This window comes from Gammaproteobacteria bacterium, assembly GCA_029881255.1.
In the GTDB taxonomy this organism is placed as follows: domain Bacteria; phylum Pseudomonadota; class Gammaproteobacteria; order S012-40; family S012-40; genus JAOUMY01.
Genome location: JAOUMY010000011.1, coordinates 152,900 through 171,082, shown reverse-complemented (window position 1 = coordinate 171,082; position 18,183 = coordinate 152,900). Strand labels below are relative to the sequence as shown.

Annotated in this window: 15 protein-coding genes; 7 read left to right on the top strand and 8 right to left on the bottom strand. The window is 45.4% G+C overall.

The genetic code is table 11. The features are described from left to right. Nucleotides 1–45: 45 nt before the first annotated feature. The gene (locus OEZ43_17785; protein MDH5547438.1) at nucleotides 46–1,053 is read left to right on the top strand and encodes an NADP-dependent oxidoreductase; all 1,008 of its coding nucleotides are present in this window, start codon (nucleotides 46–48) and stop codon (nucleotides 1,051–1,053) included. A gap of 165 nt (nucleotides 1,054–1,218) precedes the next feature. Here the strand turns inward: OEZ43_17785 and OEZ43_17780 are convergent, their stop codons facing one another. The 4 genes from OEZ43_17780 to OEZ43_17765 form a co-directional block, all read right to left on the bottom strand. Beyond that, on the bottom strand, nucleotides 1,219–2,064 hold the full coding sequence (locus OEZ43_17780) for a hypothetical protein (protein MDH5547437.1): 846 nt from the start codon (nucleotides 2,062–2,064) through the stop codon (nucleotides 1,219–1,221). Nucleotides 2,065–2,344: 280 nt separating this feature from the next. Beyond that, the gene (locus OEZ43_17775) at nucleotides 2,345–2,725 is read right to left on the bottom strand and encodes a hypothetical protein (GenBank protein MDH5547436.1); all 381 of its coding nucleotides are present in this window, start codon (nucleotides 2,723–2,725) and stop codon (nucleotides 2,345–2,347) included. Next, a complete protein-coding gene (locus tag OEZ43_17770; GenBank protein ID MDH5547435.1) occupies nucleotides 2,718–2,885 on the bottom strand; it encodes an AAA family ATPase in 168 nt (55 codons plus the stop codon). The genes OEZ43_17775 and OEZ43_17770 overlap by 8 nt, the downstream gene beginning before the upstream one ends. Before the next feature lie 124 nt (nucleotides 2,886–3,009). Next, a complete protein-coding gene (locus OEZ43_17765; protein MDH5547434.1) occupies nucleotides 3,010–3,234 on the bottom strand; it encodes a nitrate reductase cytochrome c-type subunit in 225 nt (74 codons plus the stop codon). Between the two features lie 265 nt (nucleotides 3,235–3,499). On the opposite strand from OEZ43_17765, the gene OEZ43_17760 reads away from it, so the two are divergent. Continuing rightward, nucleotides 3,500–3,979: a hypothetical protein gene (locus OEZ43_17760; protein MDH5547433.1), complete on the top strand. Its 480-nt coding sequence runs from the start codon at nucleotides 3,500–3,502 to the stop codon at nucleotides 3,977–3,979. 284 nt (nucleotides 3,980–4,263) lie between these two features. Here the strand turns inward: OEZ43_17760 and OEZ43_17755 are convergent, their stop codons facing one another. After that, nucleotides 4,264–7,134: a WG repeat-containing protein gene (locus OEZ43_17755; protein ID MDH5547432.1), complete on the bottom strand. Its 2,871-nt coding sequence runs from the start codon at nucleotides 7,132–7,134 to the stop codon at nucleotides 4,264–4,266. A 288-nt stretch (nucleotides 7,135–7,422) separates the two neighbouring features. Here OEZ43_17755 and OEZ43_17750 point away from each other — a divergent pair, with 288 nt between their 5' ends. Both OEZ43_17750 and OEZ43_17745 read left to right on the top strand, forming a co-directional pair. Further along, complete coding sequence (locus OEZ43_17750; GenBank protein MDH5547431.1) at nucleotides 7,423–7,608, top strand: hypothetical protein; 186 nt, start codon at nucleotides 7,423–7,425, stop codon at nucleotides 7,606–7,608. A 298-nt stretch (nucleotides 7,609–7,906) separates the two neighbouring features. Then, nucleotides 7,907–8,626: a type III secretion system effector protein gene (locus tag OEZ43_17745; protein MDH5547430.1), complete on the top strand. Its 720-nt coding sequence runs from the start codon at nucleotides 7,907–7,909 to the stop codon at nucleotides 8,624–8,626. 329 nt (nucleotides 8,627–8,955) lie between these two features. Here the strand turns inward: OEZ43_17745 and OEZ43_17740 are convergent, their stop codons facing one another. Then, entirely contained in the window at nucleotides 8,956–10,941 is a 1,986-nt protein-coding gene (locus tag OEZ43_17740; protein ID MDH5547429.1) for an Ig-like domain-containing protein, read from the bottom strand. Between the two features lie 110 nt (nucleotides 10,942–11,051). After that, nucleotides 11,052–11,459 carry a hypothetical protein gene (locus OEZ43_17735; GenBank protein ID MDH5547428.1) on the bottom strand — a complete coding sequence of 136 codons (408 nt, stop codon included), beginning with the start codon at nucleotides 11,457–11,459 and terminating at the stop codon, nucleotides 11,052–11,054. 513 nt (nucleotides 11,460–11,972) lie between these two features. On the opposite strand from OEZ43_17735, the gene OEZ43_17730 reads away from it, so the two are divergent. Together OEZ43_17730 and OEZ43_17725 are read left to right on the top strand one after the other, a co-directional pair. After that, nucleotides 11,973–13,670 (top strand): hypothetical protein, encoded by a 1,698-nt coding sequence (locus tag OEZ43_17730; protein MDH5547427.1) that lies wholly within the window; start codon nucleotides 11,973–11,975, stop codon nucleotides 13,668–13,670. 76 nt (nucleotides 13,671–13,746) lie between these two features. Next, nucleotides 13,747–13,986 (top strand): LysR family transcriptional regulator, encoded by a 240-nt coding sequence (locus tag OEZ43_17725; protein MDH5547426.1) that lies wholly within the window; start codon nucleotides 13,747–13,749, stop codon nucleotides 13,984–13,986. An 87-nt stretch (nucleotides 13,987–14,073) separates the two neighbouring features. Here OEZ43_17725 and OEZ43_17720 read toward each other — a convergent pair whose 3' ends face one another. Beyond that, nucleotides 14,074–16,521: a response regulator gene (locus OEZ43_17720; protein MDH5547425.1), complete on the bottom strand. Its 2,448-nt coding sequence runs from the start codon at nucleotides 16,519–16,521 to the stop codon at nucleotides 14,074–14,076. 310 nt (nucleotides 16,522–16,831) lie between these two features. Here OEZ43_17720 and OEZ43_17715 point away from each other — a divergent pair, with 310 nt between their 5' ends. After that, nucleotides 16,832–18,181, top strand: coding sequence for a Na/Pi symporter (locus OEZ43_17715; GenBank protein ID MDH5547424.1), 1,350 nt, complete (start codon nucleotides 16,832–16,834; stop codon nucleotides 18,179–18,181). Nucleotides 18,182–18,183: the final 2 nt, after the last annotated feature.

Genomic DNA, 18,183 nt, shown 5'->3' with positions numbered 1-18,183 from the left:
CTTCCCCACTAATGGATTTTTTGCAAGAATTAAGGATATACGATTATGAAAGCAGCCTTATTTAAAAAGTACGGGACTTTTGAAAACGTTTTTATTGATGATATTAAGAAGCCCACACCTGTCGCGAATGAAGTCCTTATAGAAGTTAAGGCTGCCAGTGTTAACCCGATTGACTGGAAAACAGTTCATGGTGATTTAAAAGCCCTGGCCAAGTTTAAATTTCCCGCCCGTTTAGGTAGTGATGGGGCCGGAGTTGTCGAAAGTATCGGATCTAATGTAAGTCATTTTAAACCGGGTGATAAGGTTTTTTTTCGCAGCGAAAAAACAGAGACGGGCGCATTCGCAGACTATTTTTCCCTGCCGGAAAAATTTGTTGCCAAGATGCCTGTATCTATGAATTTTGAAGAAGCCGCCTCTATTCCTCTGGTTGGGCTTACCGTTTACCAGTCATTAGTCGAAAAAGCAGGCATGGTTGCCGGGAGCAAAGTTCTGATTCATGCCGGTTCCGGTGGTGTGGGTACCTTTGCTATCCAGTTTGCCAAAGCAATGGGCGCATATGTTGCCACAACAGGCAGTAAATCCAGCTTTGAACTGCTACAACGTTTGGGTGCGGATGAAATAATTGATTACCATAACCAGGCGATTGAAGATGTACTAAGCGATTATGATATTGTATTGGATACGCTTGGCAGCCAGGTGCATAAGTCGTCCTACCGGGTTCTAAAACCGGGTGGTGTTTTAGTCAGTATACTGGGTATACCGGATCCACAAACGGTTTCAGAATACACCTCTAACTTTATTGTTAGGTTGGTCAGTAAAATCAACCTATGGAAAAATCAAAAACTTGCCGCCAAATATGGTGCCGTCTATAAACATCATTTAATGTATGCAGACGGCGGCCAATTAGCAAAAATTGCCGGGCTTATTGATGAGAAGTCAATAAAAGCGGTAATCGATTCTGTCTTTACATTAGAAAATATAAAAAAAGCTTTTGAAATTAGCGCCAAAGGCAGAGCAAAGGGAAAAATCATTATCCGCATTGAAAGTGAATAACACGCCGAAGAATAATAAACTGACAGTAACGCTTTCTCTTTATGACAAGTATGATTGCGATTAGTATATTTGATTCCGGTATTTCTGATTTATTAATTATAAAACACGCACGTGAATTGCCCTCAAGCGAAAGCGGTTTCTATGTCGCAAATTCTTTACGCTACCCTAATTACTCACATGGCGCGTATATGTTCGGTTAAGATTTACTCCGTCTGACAGGGTAAGCACACCATTTTCTACACTCCACCGCATTTTTCCAGTAGCGTTATAACTATCAAGTTCTACATCCGTTAACGCACGTTCAGCATGATTATTTGTGGTGTCTGAGCACTGACTAACTGCTCGAGTGCCTGATTCATGGGTGATGGTGATTGTTGTCGGGCTTGCTACAAAAGTACCGCTTGTAATTACATCAAGAAAACAGTCGCTGCCCGCTACGATAAACTCCATATCCAGTTCATAAGTTCCATCGGAATTAAAGGTGCTGTGAGAATAACCATCGTGGCCTAAAGGTGTTAAATCGGTAACCCACTTGTCATAAAGTTCTTCCGCCGGGTCGCCGACCAGCAGACTGTAAGTTCGATTTACGTTACTTCCGTCTGTAAGCGTTAGAACGTTATCAATGACGCTCCAAGTCAACTCGCCGGTAGCGTTGTAACCGGTGATTTCCTCATCCGTCATTGCGCGTTCCTCATGGTTATAAGTTGTTTCTGTGCAGTGGGTGACGGCCTTGGTGCCAGACACGTGAGTGATCGTTAGTGTTGTGGCGCTCGCTACGTACGTACCCGTTGTCGTCACGTCGAGAAAGCAGTCGCTACCCGCCACAACGAACTCCATATCCAATTTATAGGTTCCATCAGAATTGAAAGTGCTGTGAGAGTGACCTTCATGTCCTAAAGCACTAAAGTCTGTAACCCAGGTTCCATGGAGTTTTGAAGTAGTGCTATCATTATCGGCACAAGCAACGAGAAATACGATAAATAGAACAGGGGAAAATCGATTGTGTAACATATTACCTCCTTGTAATTTGCTACGTAACTGAATAGCCGGATCGAAAACGCTACACGTTCCGTGTGAAGATCTCCAACCTATTTACCACCTATTTGGTTTGCCTATCAACATGTATTTAGTTGGTAAATTCTCGTTCAATCTTTGAGTTGGAAGAAGGTTGTCGGCTAGTAGACGTCGTAAAGACCGTGTCGAATGTGGGTGTCGTAAAGATTTCTAAAACTAAGCTTCGGTAAGCGTGGGGCTTATATAGTTACGATCGTAAACATGAATGCGTATATTTCTATTCACAAGCCTTCTCAACCAAAGTCTCTTTGAATACCATTGGGACATCCGTCTTCTGCATGCTGATAAACTGATACGGTTGCGAAATAGCGGAATCGCTGGGGCATCCTTCTTTTAGTTTAACTAGTTCGATATTAACTGTGGTTGCCAAACTATTTTTGGTTATCGATTTTACACCAATCGACTGCTCACCCATTGATGGGAGCTCATGTAAGAACAGGCCTATGACAAGCGAATTCGAAAAGTCTACAACGGGTATAGGCGGCGGAGATATTTCAGAGCCAGAAAGATCATAGGCAGTCTCGAAATCCTCTTGGCTGGTAAAGACTTCAATTTGTCTATGTGCAGCATATGCCGATACCTCTCCCTCTCTAAGCACCGAAAAACTCACACTGGAAGATGGTTCTGTTGACGTCGTTCTCGCTGAACAGCTCCCTGGCCAAGGTGGTTTTTCCAGATTGTCTTGGTCCCGTCAGGAAGACAATGGGAAAGCCTTTAGCTAGTCTTATCAGCGAGTTAAAAGCGTCTCTGGGGATCATTTACAATTGCAAACCATAACTTTCGATTTGTAAGTGTAGGTTTCGTATAGTGATTCGGCAAGAATTAAGTGGGGGCCAAATTCAACGCCGAGGCGCCACTTTTATTTACCCCTTTTGAAGCGAATCACTCCTGAAACGTATTCCCCACCAACGGCTGAACATTCGCCTGAGGTACATGACACTGTGTACAAACATATCGCGCGCCGACCGGTGTTTTTATTTGCACTTCCGATGTGTTGCGTAAATCTGTGTAATGACTTTGCGGTATCGACGTTGGCATGCCTTTAATTTTTTGACCAATCATGCCGGGGTTGTGATGACAGCCCTGACACATATTGTTTGCAGACATGATCCCCTGTTGATATGTGTATTCGGTTCATAGTGACAAGCCAAACAGAGACGCGATGCTAAATAGTTATACAAAATTTCGCAGCAACGAGATACGTATCTCTGCGGAAGAAATCGAGTCCGTATTGTTGACAATGGAGTAGTATCCGGTTCCCATTCTATCGACGATACGATTTCTGGCATTTTGTTAGTTTTCGCACAGCCTTTTCCAAATGCCTCGGCAATACTGAAGATCTGTTCTACAACATAACTTCGGGAGAGTAAGTATGGTTTACGTTGATAACAAAATTTCCTATGTAAGCGTTCTTCGCAAAGTGACTTTGGTGATGCTCGCATTGCTTGCGGTTACTACATTCAACAATGCGCGCGCGGCAGATATATCGCTACCGGGTAGCTTTCCGTCTTCAGCTATATGGCCTGGCCCATACGCGTCTTCCAGCGCGCTTCCTTTGGGGGATTGGCATATGATGGCCGCAGGACGAATCTATAAGCTAACAATACTCAAGGTGGAAGATGGTATTGTTGAGGGCAGTATAAATAGTGGCGACTTCGTGGACGGTCGTTGGGATCCAACTATTGGTACCGGCCTCCTAACTTTTAAGCGTGTTCTGCCAACTCTCACGCAAGAGTATTCGGGTTTTCTGTTTCCCTTCGACACTCGTGATCCGAAGTATAGAATAGCCGGCGAGTTTGGTGATATCGCCGTGGGTTCGCAAAGTGGATGGTACGCCACACGGCCGCGCTAATGCATAATGTGGGGGTGGACGCACATGTTCTCTAATGTTGGAGACATTGGTGTCTAAACCCACTTTGCCACAATTTGTGATTGTCGTATCACTCCCTGACTGCCTCGGGCCTGTAAGGACTACAATGGACAAAGCCTTTGGCCAGTTTTTCCCCGGTGTTAGATGCGTCTCTAGGGATTGTTTACAATAATAAAGTATAGCTTTTGATTTATAAGAATTGGATTTGTTTGGGGAATGAGCAAGAACTAAGTGAGGCTAGATACAGCCAAATGTCCCAACCAAAACTAGTTTATAGGCACTCTCAATTCAGAAGGATCAAGTCCCAGTGCCTTGTCCAGGCACTCTGTCCAGGGTAATTGTTGTTCCGTACAGGGATACGATCCAGGGACCATGGCCTGTAATCGTTCCTTTCCCTTGGGATATCGCATTTTTTCATGGCCGACACTGTCAAAAATGACCAGCTCTCCAGCTGTATTTGCTGCGGCAAATGAGTTTTTATCTGGGATATATGCAATCGCCTCATACTCTAGAGGAATGAGGACATGTCCGTATATGTCTAAAATACCTTTTAGATTTTTGTCGCGTTCGTTCCAATCCGATTCGTGAACAGGCCTGAGATTCTGGCCAACAGTACTGTCCGTCGGCTGATCGCTCAAAAAGCGAGTCACCAAAAGGTAATTGTGTTCGAGGCTGACCGAATCAATTTTCCAGGTATATAACGCGTTACCGATCATCGTTTCGACTTTGCGATCCAGGGTAGTTCGAAATAAATGATTTCCTTGTAGGTCGTATATATCAAAGTCAGTTTTTCTGTCCAGATAGTACTTCCCAAATAATTCGAATTTTCCTCTGCCGTACTGCGTGGTTGTAATGACTATGTTGCTGCTTTCAGATGAATCTATCCAGCACAAATTGTGTTCTGTTATCTGCTTCTCTTTATGAAAGGCCTTAATCTCACAGTAGTCGGCCTTTAAAAAATTGTTAAACAAATCAAGAGAAAAATATTCACCTTCAATCAAATTATTCTCATCTAAATCCAAAAGTTGAGTAAGATAAATGTCATGTCCATAAATCGAATTCAGCTCTTCTACATAGCTAGCTGCCAGGAATCTATCTTTTCTCAATATTTCGACATCGCCCCAAACCGGTGAAATTACTAGTACGCCTTCGCTATCGATCACGCCTTTGCGGCGTTCGTCTTCAATTACTCTTAGGCCATGTAGACTCTCAAATTGTATCGCATCGTATACTGGAGGCGTAATGATATTCCCCTGGGTATCGACAAGTCCCCACAAATTGTCTCGTCTAAATGTTGCCGCGCCTTCATTGAACTTAGATATTGATTCGAAGTCTGTGAAATACGTATTTTCCTCCACATCAATAACCAACTCTTTGGGCTCATCGTTACGCAGGACCAGGAATCTTTCGTCACCAAGTTCTGATACGAGCCAAGTTTTCGGAGAGACTACTTCTCTTATTTCTGAATCGTTTGTAACCTCGAGAATTCCGTATAGATTATTTTTTTGCGTAATGTAGTAATCGTCTCCATCAGAATTTGTAATAAGCCGATAGGCATTCTCAGGAGTGACTCTATTTCCTTGTTTGTCGATAAGATAGTACTCATTGTCTTTGCTTACGATGGCGACTCCGTTATGGAAGGGGAAAGCAAATTTATACTGCGCATCAATAACAATCTCGCCGAGATAATTAATGTATCCGAATCCGTAGCTCAGGCCCTCCGGTGTTTCAATCCATTTAAAAAAGGCAATTAAACCTTCTGATGGTTGGCCAAGTCCATCGAATTTTGGACTTAACTGTTGCAATAACGCTATGTCTTCCTGCTGTTCGCCAGGGTCAACTTCCCATTGGAATTTGGATGCTGGTGAGTCCTTGAAAATGACCTTGCCGTCAAAATCTAGAAAGTGTGACTGCCGAGGCGTCCCAAAAGAGACAATTCCATTTTCAGATGTTGGATCGGGGCTTTCAAAAATTCCGTCGCCCTTGAGGCTGACAACATCTCCTTGAATGTTTAGGATGGCCCAATTATTTCCATCTTTTGCCAGGATGCTGCCATCGGGTGTGGTTTGTAATTCCGAGTAGAGTGCTTCGTGTATGACGTTTCCGTCCAGATCCAATATGCCCCATTTTCCATCTAAACTCGCCGTGATGTGTGTTTCGTTCGAATTCTCGATAGAAAAATCTTCAAATGATGTTTCAACAAAAGCCTTTGAGTCTGGCTTGTAGATAGAGACTCTGCCGTTTATAGTAGCCACGACATTTTGGCCGATGCTTGTGACATTGTCTGAATAAAACTTGGCTGTCCACTCATAGCTGTCCAGCGAAAATACCCCGTATTCACCAGTGTAGAGCTTAAAGACAATATTCGATCTAAGTGTTGTCTCTGGTTGCAAGTATATTTCTTCGAATTCATACACTGATTTTCCTTGCCGGTCTAAAATACGAAATTTATTATCATCCACAGTCCTTGTGACGAATAAATTATCTCCTACGGGAAGAAGAAAGATTGCATCAACCTCGAATAGTAAATTACTCTCGAAATCGTGAACTCGATGAACGCAGCATCTTTCATTGTTTGCTATGAGAAGCAATATTAACCGGCGTTGTTTGTCAATCGTCAACTCAAACCGAGAAGTGTTCTCATCGGCCCTTACTTCCTCTGCCGAATACGGTGTAAATTGCCGGTAGCGTGTTCCGTTGTCGAACAGAATTTGATGCAAGCCGCCATCCGTATCCACGAACTCAACTCCGCTCGTATCTTGAATAAGATAGCGACTATCTTCTATCGGTATGACTTGTGTTCGATTGAGGGGGTTTTCGCGAACAATATAGGGTAGTTTAAGACGCTTGTTTTCGAGATCCAATTCCCATTCGATAGGCCCTTTCCGTACGAGTATCCTTGACGGCCCTTCGTATACCTCTTCGAATGTCATTTCTATAACTGGTATGCCGTTCTTATCTTTTATTTGCCAAACGTTCCCGGTTTTTACGGCCACGGTATTACTATTGAGTTCGATTTCTGTAATTCCACTATCGGCCAGGGAATTAGTATCTGCGGAGTGACTGCAAGAAGTGAGGTAGATGACGAATGTAATTAGCAGCGAAAATAGAATGTGAGAACGACGTTTGCTTTCCATGGCGAATATTTAGCTTTTCTAATTTACTTGTCGACTAAATATATACTTCAAGTCGCATTACATTCAATGTTTTTCTACTCACCTGATGGGGTCTAATTATTTTAAATTCAGTTACAATTAACCTATTTAGTGACAACCTCCTTCTGATATGAATGTCTGGTGAAGGTTTTCAGTGGGGTTCGGTGGTATTTATGGAAAGTCATTCCTTAGTCGGCGGCACAGTCCCACTGTTGTCCACGACAAGGTGCGCCGAGAACCGGTGTTATGCTACCAGTGCATAAGAGCGCTTTGAAAATACGGTCGAGTTACCTTCATCGTGTTTTGTTCAAGCCGGATTTGCAGGCGCAGCTTTATGCAAGCTCACACGGCAACTTCATTTTCAGACACATACGCATTCAAGAAAAGAAGTCCTGGGTCAGGCATGACGAGCACTACCATGTCGATTTTGATATTGCCTGCGAGCCTATGAATTAATTCGTGTCGGTGTACCGCTTTTGGCGAAGTGGCCCTACTGTGGTAAGTAAGAAAATTCATTCGTGCGCGTGCTACGGCTCCGCCAATTGGAATAGGATGTGGGAAAATCCGCGCAGGAAAAAGAAATCTTGCCCCTGATGGCCGCAGGACTGGGTATCCTCGTTTGAGAAGAAGGCTATGAAATGCTGTCTTGATCTCGGTGTGAGCTAATTCATATTCTTGTCGCCAGTTGTTGCTTACTATGAGCCCATATCACATACTCAAACAATTTATTAGTTATTTTCACTAGGAGGGCGAAATGGCACAGGTACCATACGATCAACAAAGGTTACCGGGGATATTCATCGAGCAGGACAATGAAGGTTTTGAAGGGCATGCAAGACGAGCGTTACAGTCCTTAGAGTTGCTCAGTGTAGGGAGCGACTTGTTAAAAATTATCAGCAAACGGGCACAAGGGGTTGGGATTAGTGGTGCGACGTTAGCACCCGATCGACTTCGGTGTGTCATTCGACGAGGCCCCGGAAGTATTGCATCAGAAAGAGCGGGTAATACCTTTGCCTTTCGTGCGGTAAACCACAACAATGTTGCCGGCGGTATCGATACGCTGGAAGGCTATGGTCCTTTTAAAACGAAACGGCGCATGGTGACAGGTGTCGGTGGGCATCAATTTTCTGTCGCCCGTGTGGGTACCAGCGCCGTCGCTGCCTTCGAACCTCGTGCCAATTATACTGACATTCTCGGCGGCCTCCGTACGCCTGTTTACGTTGCCCTGGGACACGAACTTATTCATTGCATGCACTTCATGAGCGGTGATACTAATCGCTACAAATTAAAAAATGGCTTTGACTCGGCAGGGGATACCTATGAAAAGCATGAGGAAGCGCGTACGGTGGGACTTGGAATCTACAGAAACACGCGCATCTCCGAAAATGCCATCCGCAGAGAAGCAGGCATACCGGAAAGACTATATTATGATGTGCCTGGTGATTGCGAAGGACTCACTTCTGTGAGTGCATAGTCAAAAGTGGGGGCGGATACAACTTTTCGTTAATGATTGAAAAGCGGAATCTGTCCCCGCAATCTCGCAAAACTCACCGACGGCGAAACATAAGGCCGAGAATTCCAAGTGCCATCAGAGGAAGTGTAGCTGGCATTGGAACAGAAACGGTATCACGCACCAGCCAGTGCCCAATTGCGGATGCGCGATGTCGTCGCGTCTGCCGACAGTATTGATGACATCATTTATACACTCTGAGTGTGTCTACGAGTGAATAAACTTCGGCTAAACATTATGTGAGGGAGATGAGTTGGTTGGAGAACCGCTATGGAGAAGGGCATAGATACAATCTATTGTTTAACGCCCTGGCTGTCAAACTTAACGACGAATCCATCACCCATACCGTTTGAAATCAGTCCGTCCATATCGCCGTGTATGAGTCCGGAGACGAAGACCTCATTCGATGGACTAACAGTGACGTCATAGACTTCTGCATGATCGCTGGCGCTGATTTCGCCATTGCCTGGGTTCCAAAGAGTTTCGCCACTCAAGCTGTATTTTCCAACGACTGATTTCATGTTCACGTCGTCAGTTGCCTGGTCCAGTACCCATTCGGAGCCTACAAACAAGGCAGATTTGTCTGCGGCGGGCCGAATGACTTTTCCGTATAAATGTCCTAGGGATGAATAACTGTCTTCTGTTTTGAGTAAGACCACGGTACTGGTCAATGCGTCTATCCTGGCGATAAACATATTGGATTTTATGTCATTGATGGATGGCTGTGTCCCTGGCGTGACGTTGGGGTCGACCTGTTGTACAACATTACCGGTAAAGTACAAATCATCACCGATATTGGTGATGCCCTTGACGATATATTTGAAACCGGAAGTCAGCTCATCAATCGTATAGTTCTTTACCAGGACGCCTTGCTTGGTGAATTGGCTGATAAACGATATATCAATTGGATCGAGCGTCTCCTCCGACGAACCTAACACCCCATAGGTACGGCCGGAAACATAAACATAATTGTTACTGACTGCGATGTCTTCTACTTCATCGTCGTGAAAACTACCGACATTATAGTCCCAGAGCAATGCGCCGGTTTTATTGTATTTCCATACCAATACGTCGGCGTTTCCATAAATGGTACTTAATCCAAATGATGCGTCACTGTATCCGGCGATATACACATTGCCTGATACGTCGATCGCTAACGCTTGTGAGCCTATGATATTGGCGGAAAGTTCTGTCATCCAGGACTGCGCAAAGGTGTTGTTGATGAACGTGTATTGCGCGAGAAAAATGGTGTTTACGGTTTCGGCGCCGGTTTGTACCGAGCCCTCGCTTTCACCTAGAACATAGATCTCGCCACTTCCGCCTATAACGATATCAGTTGCCATGTCATGTAAAGCGGTTCCGAATTGATGGCGCGCAAGAATTTCGCCGGTGTTTGCATTCACCGCGACTATATAAGCATCTCCGCTTCCCGATGGACTATTTGACAGTATTCCCTCGGTGTACCCGACCGCGAACAGCACGTCATTAAAGAGTGCAGTGCCAAACAATGCCTCTTCTTCGCTTGTCCCGATCAATGTTGTTATGGTGCTCGCCGCGCGGGTTTTAAACGGTATTGAAATAGGTGTTTGCGAAAATGGCGTTCCCGCGATGTCGGTAACAGTATTAGAGATGACATAGGCGTACGTCGTATTGGCGATTAGCGGGCTTGATGGAACCAGCGTGGCGACCTGTTCGGTGTTGTTATACTCGATGCCGGTGGCGACGATGGTCTTTTCAGGCAATTTTTCAAGATAAAAAGACTGTGATGTGAGTGTGGACTGTAAAACAGCGCGTTCAAAATTGACTTTTATCTTGGCGTTGAGACCAATCTCAATGTCGTTAACATCGGGAAAGTATTGCCGCGTTTTATCACTTTCGCCGGTGGTAAAGGAAATCTTTACGACGTCTTTTAGGTGCACGCCCTTTTCATTGGTGACGGTGTGATCAACGGTGACAGTATATAATGTGTTAGGCAAATAGCCTGCGGCGGAGGTAAACAGGATCTTGCTATTCTCGCTCAGATAAGTGAATACGCCTGCGATATCTTTCTTGGCCTTGCTATCCTGCACGCGAAACGAATTTTTGTTTACGGTGTTTTCATCTATCGCCTGGTTAAAACCGATTACGATCTGCTCATCCAGGCGTACATTCGTAGCGCCATCCGCGGGAGAACTGTAATTCAATAAGAATCGATTGCTTCGAGCCCCTTGCCCTGGCTCGCCGCAAGCGGATAGTACGATAAGTAGAACGTATAGCGCGATAGTCAAACCTGAGCGCATCACACTTTCCCCAAAAATCCGGCATTTCATTTTTCGAGAAAAGATACGCTTGAGCGATGGTTTCGATCAAGCGAGTATCTGACTCTTTATAGCCTAAGGCAAAACCTTATTCACAGTATACGCGACACGACAACCATTTCTTTTGCACCGATGGCGCCGTCTAAAATAGCGGCACTGTCTACGCTCAACAAGGGACGGTCAGCCGAAAGCTTTTGGAACCCCAATGCGCCATCATTAGAACATACGCGCAAATAGGCATTGCTTTTCGTTTTGCGATCTATCGACAATTCCGGCTGTTTGCCGTCATCCACTGAAATCTTTGCCACTACGTCGGTGGATTCGGACAGCTGTCTGTCCAGGGACTCGGGAAATTCGATAACAATTTGACCGTTGCCAATATTTACTGTTGATTGCCCGACGGTTGAAACCCCGCATCCGCTCATAAAAAACGTTGTAATGACGAACAGAATAGGAGCGAATAATTCAGGCCATCCTCGTTCTAAAGTGCTTGGCAACATATACAATTCCCAGTGTGAATTAGTAGGATCAGTTACAACGATTCGCTTATATACCGGCCTGGTATCGGTGTATATTAACAAAAAGTAGTATCCGGCCCTATATATTTTCTACGGATTTCCTGGCTTTTGAGAATTTAATTCGGTATTTGTACCGTAGAGAAAAATATACGAATTTGTCGACAAATACCTGCCAGTCAATTTTGTTAGAAAGGTCTCGTCTATGTTGAAATTTAGTAGGGACATCCATAAAAACGCTACCTTATTCACCGCCAGACTGGCCGATTACAATTCCCTTGGTTTAGCTGCTTAGTGACGGAATTTCGCTCAATTGCAATATCCTGTTGCACCCAATAACAAGAGTCCGTTGCCTCTAAAGAATTCTCGTTCAGTCAATAATAAAGCGTTGCTGTAGAGATTCCTGTCAAGGGGATCTGTTCGTGAATCCGAGTGTTAGGTAGAATGATCGTGGTTCAGGCAGTCACTACTTTATGTTTTTCGGAAAGGATTCCCGTCATGAGAATATTGATAGCTGTTATAAGCCTCATATTAGTGGTCACACTACCCACTGTACACGCGGGACTAGGTCCCGTCAAAAATACGGCGATAGAAACCAATCTTGGCTTTGTTCTCGGCGCACTTGCACCACTCGCATCCCATCATGTCATTATTGACCCGACAGGCAACGGACAGGTCATCTGGCCTCGTGTATCAATAAACGAGTCCTCGAAGGCGCAGTATGGGCTTTTTTCTCAGGCAATCGACGCAACTAATAGCCTTGGCGATCCAGTTTTAATCGTGGAGAATATTACGTCTCCTTACACACGCATACGCCAGTCAGATAGCGGTAATGCGGTGCTTTATTATGTGGCTGAAACAGACGAGGCGATAGGCGAGGCTTGGGCAGTCGCCTATATAGCTAATGATGGTTGGCGAGTTCCCGTAAAAATACCGGTAACAGGCGGATTTGATGGGATTAGCAGTATTGGTGGTATTGCTGTGTTTGTTGCGGGAGAGACTTTTTATCTTGCCGTCAGATCGAGCAATAAAAACTTTTCTGTATTTCGATATCAAAGCGACAATACTTGGCAAAGCGTATTTAAGGATATCGCCGCTGAAAATATTGGTCTCGGTAATAATAAACTGTTTCGCTTTGATGAAACGACGTTAACTTTTTTTAATATCGATTCTGCTCAATGGGAATCTGCAATCGAACTGCCAGATCAATGCCCGTTTGAGATGATTTATGTAGGAGTTGGAGGCGATATTTTTTGTTTTATCCCGACGTATACCGACTTTCCCGCTTCGCTTGAGATGAGACTTGTACCGTACAAATATGAATCGGATACAGGAATGTGGTCAACAGATGAGGCAGGCGCGACGTTTACGTTTTTTACAACGTATTATCTTATGGCCGGTTACCGGCCGTTTTTTGTGGACAGTAGCAATGATGCGAGTCGCATAGTCTTGTTTTCAGCAACTGTTAACGACGCGGGCAACACCAATGTTTATACTGTTGAGTATGACGAACGAAATGGTTGGAAGACTCCACAGCTCTTTCAGACTGATGTCGAAGATATACAATACGTTAACGCCCTCAATGCTTTTCTCTATTCGGAGGTAGAGTTTCGTGGGTCAGCAAATGAACGTTTTGTTGTTCTAGGTTGTGCCGAGGATTGCAAGGAATATTTTGCGCGAATATATAGTTCTGCGGATGGATGGAGTGATCGTCTACCACTGCCGGGCCTTGGGGTTAATCGTGCTGGGGACTGCGGCGTCAGCGACGAAGCAAGGCCGGTACTTACACCGGCACGACTCGCTGTTAATGCGGGCGGGGACATCATAATTGCTAATCGTACCCTGGTGGTCAATGAAAACACAGCGTCGAATCTGCCAACAACGGATGTATACCTTTCGACGGTAACCGGCGATATCAATTCTGCAATTAGCGATACCAGTTGTTTGAGCAGCGTTACTGACACGAATCCTGCGAGTGATGTAGATGCTGGAGATCCCAATGCGTCTTCCAACGAAGAGGCCAGGAATAGTTCTGACGAAAAATCGTCCGCTCCCAGGAGTGCCGGTTTTTTTAGCGCAGTTTCCTGGTGGTTTATATTACCTGTATGTATATTCATGATTTGTATTCGATACCGATATGCGCCAGATCTCTTTGGTGAGAGCAATATCAGTCGAGGCTATTTCACAAAACTTTAACACAACGGTAAAGCTACATTCATAATTTCGTTCTAGCTTGTAACTGCGGCACAAAGGTCTAGCGCAAAGGACTCGCATGTACAAGCCAACTTTTCGACAACTGCAAATCTTTGAAGCCGTTGCAAGACACAATAGTGTGACCAGGGCTGCCGAGGAACTGTTCATGACTCAGTCAAGCGTGTCGACACAGCTAAAGCAGATGCGAACACGTATTGGACATCCTTTGTATGAACAGTCGGGAAAGAAGATTCTGATTACTGCCGCCGGTGAAAAATTGGTGTGGATTTGGGTTCAAGCCGATCGAGTCGTCTGCTAACAGCGCCCACTCTATGCGAACACACTTGTATGTGAATGTTCAGCACTTCGCCGCCGCGGATAGTGACGGTATCTGGCTCTGCATACCTTATTGGTCGGACAGAACTAGTTTCTGTTGTGTGGAGACATCGTTAGATTTATTAAGAAGTTCGGCTATGGTTTTCAAGAGTAGGGTGGAAGGAACCGGTTTTTTTAGAAACTTTGTAATTCCGAATTGGTGCGCAGTTTCCTCGGTGACGCGTTCACTGAAACCCGTACATAATACAACCGGCAACTCGGGCCTCAGAGACAAAATGTGTTGAACCAGGTCCACGCCGGTAATGCCGGGCATGGTTTGGTCGGTTATGAGGAGATCAAAACTATGCGGGCTGGAAGTAAACCGATCAAGTGCAGTTAGGGGATTGCTAAACGCTTCCACATTGTAACCAGCGAATTTGAGTAATTCCTGTACGAATACCATTACGGATGTCTCGTCATCGACCACCAAAATACGATTCTTTCTGGCGTTCATTTTGGAGGGGGTGGCTTTGTCGAGTATGTCGGGCTCGATTTCGGATTGAGCGACGTTGAATAGCAATCGAAATGTACTTCCAGTATTTTTTTCGGATTCTACCAAAATATGGCCACCGCAACTGTGAACGATGCCGTGTACCATGGGTAAACCCATGCCGCTGCCTTTACCTGTGGGCTTAGTGGTAAAGAATGGTTCAAATATGTGTTTAATGTTTTCTTCCGAAATCCCAACGCCGTTATCGCAAACATCAATTTCGTTATATTTACCTGAAAACGACTGGTGACAACTCGCGCATACACCTTGCACTTCAATTGGCCCGCCAATGCTCAGCGTTAACTTGCCATGTTCACCGCTGGCATGATAGCCGTTGATGATGAGATTCGTAAGAACCTGATGTAGTTGAACAGCATTCGTCAGGAGCGGCGGAACGTTTGGTGCTATATCCAAATTAATGCTTACGCTTTTGGGAATAGTCGACCGCATCAACGTGGCCACTTCATTGAGCTGTGTTGCTCCATCTATCGCTCGAAGTCCTCCCGTGTTGTTTCGGCCAAAGGCCAGCATGCTGCTTACCAGGTCGCGGCCTTTCTCTGCCGCAGTTAAAATCTGTTTGTTATACTGTTCAAGTTGATTGTCCTGAATAAAAGACAAGCGGTGTTCGCTCAATTCAGCGAATCCTAAAATTGCGCCCAGAATGTTATTGAAGTCGTGGGCTATACCACCCGTTAACTGACCAATAGTTTCCATTTTCTGTGCTTGTTGTAGTTGTGTTTGCAGTTGTTCCTTTTCGTGTTCTGCCAATACCCTGCTGGTAACATCCTTTAGGGTGAAAAGTAAAAATTCAACTTCGCCAGACCTATCGAGTATAGGGATGAGCGACAAATCCCAGTATGTCGTTCCCCATTCCGGGTGATCGGGAAAATCAAAAGGTCTGGCCAAAATATGAAAAGGTGCTTTGCTTTTGACAACATTCTCGAAAGTATAAATCAATATCGAAGGATAAAATTCGAAGTGATTGTGACCAGGAAACTCTGACACATCACGTGCGCAGGCCTTGGCATAAGCTTCGTTTACCTGGATAAAATTGAAATGTTTGTCCAAAAGGACAATACAGTCATGGGTGTGTTTGTAAATCATCTCGAGAATATTCGATTGATGGCGTATTTTATTCTCGGTTAGTTTGCGCTCAGTGATATCAGTATGTGTGCCACTCATGCGCAACGGTTTTCCGTCGCTGTCCCGCTTGACGATTTTAGCCTGATCCAGTATCCATTTGATCTCACCATTTTTGGTGAGCATACGATATTCAACTCTATAGTGTGAGGAGCGGCCGTTGAGGTGATCAGTTATTGCTGCCCATGCGGTCTCCCGGTCATCAGGGTGTATTTTGTCAGTCCAGGTTTTTGTGTTGTTTTCAAACTCCAATATGGACTTATATCCAAGCATTTTTGCCCAATTTTCATTGCGCTTTACTTCGCCAGTTTGAATATTCCAATCCCAGAATCCCTGTTGACTTCCTTCAAGGACAAAAGCGAGACGTTCTTCATTTTCTACAAGTTCAGCAGTTCTTTCGCTGACGCGCTGTTCGAGTTCTTTGGTCAGTGCCTTTAGAGAATTTCGATCGCGTGCATTAGAAATATGGTTGATTACGCGTATGCGTAATTCGTTCTCCAGAAATGGCTCGACGATGTAGTCGACGGCACCTGCTTCATATGATCGGATCCTATCCGTGTCGTCATTCGGCGTGCCGATAACTGCAACAGGAATATCACGACTCGCAAGATGATTTTTTATTGCTCGGATGTGTTCGAATGCCCTATCGATGCCAGCAATGTCATGCTTCAGCAATATGAGGTCGGGATGGCATTGTTGGATTTCGCGCAGAAGGTTTTCATCATTTGTCGAAGCTTGCACAACATATGGCGTGGAGGAAAAGAGCTTTTGAAATACAGTATTTGTATCGAAATCAAAATTAACGGTCAGTATATTGACAGGCGTTGTTTCCTTTAAGAACTCCCTCATTGAGCCCCTCTCCCTACTGGCTGATGCGCCGAGTATAACCTACTGAAACTAGGCGGATACCTCCTTTTTTTCGATGTTTATAACAACAGTGGGTTCAGATACCGCTTTTTGATAATATGCGCCGGGCCTGGTTGTTATAGAGTCAAAAGTGGTATCTGAACCCACTGAGATATGACCCCATTTAGAAAAGTTAATTTGTGAATAATGAAGGTGTTTTAGACTCCCCGTTTGCTAAACGGACCTGAGTAAGAACAAGAAAACTATCGCGTTGATGTTCGGGAACGGCAGCGCGATTCTGGAGCGGGGGTGTATGTTCCATATTATGGTTGAAGTCCTTGGCGGTATTGGGCTTTTCTTCGTCGGCATCAATCTCCTTAGTGACAATATTAAGAAATTCGGCAGCGGCTATGCCCCAGGCATCATCCGGCATTATTCCCGAAATGACCTCAGTTCCAGTATCGGTGGTTTGCTCGCTGGGGCAGTAACCAGTAGTGGTAAGGCGGTTACCTTTACCCTGATCGCACTAGCCGAACTCGGACAACTCAACCTTCGTCGCTGCTTGCCCATCGTGATGGGTGGAAGTGTAGGCTCCGCATTCATTGTGTTGTGGGCATCCCTCGATTTCAAAACCCTGGTCTTTATCCTCATGGCCGTCGCCGGCGGGCTTAGCCAGTTCGGCAACAAAAAAAGCGGAAACATCAAACTCATTACCAATGTGGTGCTTGGGTTTGCGTTGCTATTTTACGGCCTTGAGCTAATCAAGATGGGGGCAGCACCGGTAAAGGAATTGCCCTGGTTTAATGATTATATGCACGCCAGTCAGGGGCACTGGATGGTGGCGTTATTGGTTGGCGCGATGCTGGCGTTTTTGTCACAGTCCGGTTCGAGTGTGGCGATTATCGCCATGTCCCTGGTCAATGCGAATCTGCTCGGTTTTGATGAGGCGGTGATGCTGGTGTTTGGCACTAATGTCGGTTCCGGGATTAGTACCGCGATGCTCGGCCTGGGTTTGTCGGGTCTCGGGCGTCAGTTGGTCCTGTTTCATGGTTTTTTCAAGACCATCGGCGTGGTGGTGATGGTGCCGCTGCTGGCTATCGAGGTCTATGGTGAAGTACATCTGATGAAAGACCTGGTGCACCATATGTCGGATAGCCCGAGCACGCAGATTGCACTCATCTATCTCTTATACGAGGTCGTCACAGGTGTGGCCGTTGCGGGTTTTCTTTCACCGATCGCACGCTGGTTCGAGCCGCATCCTCCACAGGTGCCACTGCAGCGTAAAACGCCGGTTACAATGCCGCGAAAAAACCGTGTCCGTATTGTGTTAGCCTATCCCGAGGGTGCTGTGGTCACGCCTTTGGTCGAGGCACTTGAGTCCGAGGGAATCGCGGTGATGCTTGCTGATCGCTATGCGGCGGACTGGCGGCGAATTTTGCGTGACACGCGCGTGGACGCAATGTTGGTTGAGCTGGACGCGGATCTGGACAAGAACTTTTTCCAGCTTGAAACCTTGCTGGAAGAGGTGTCGATTCCGGTGGTGTTTAATGAGTTTTCGCTTTCCAATGCCGAGGACGATTTGGCGCAGATCAGCAAGAAGCTGGCGGTAAAGCTTGCGCCGCGCAAGCAAACCATAGGTGCTGCGGGCAATATGGTTTTGTAGTT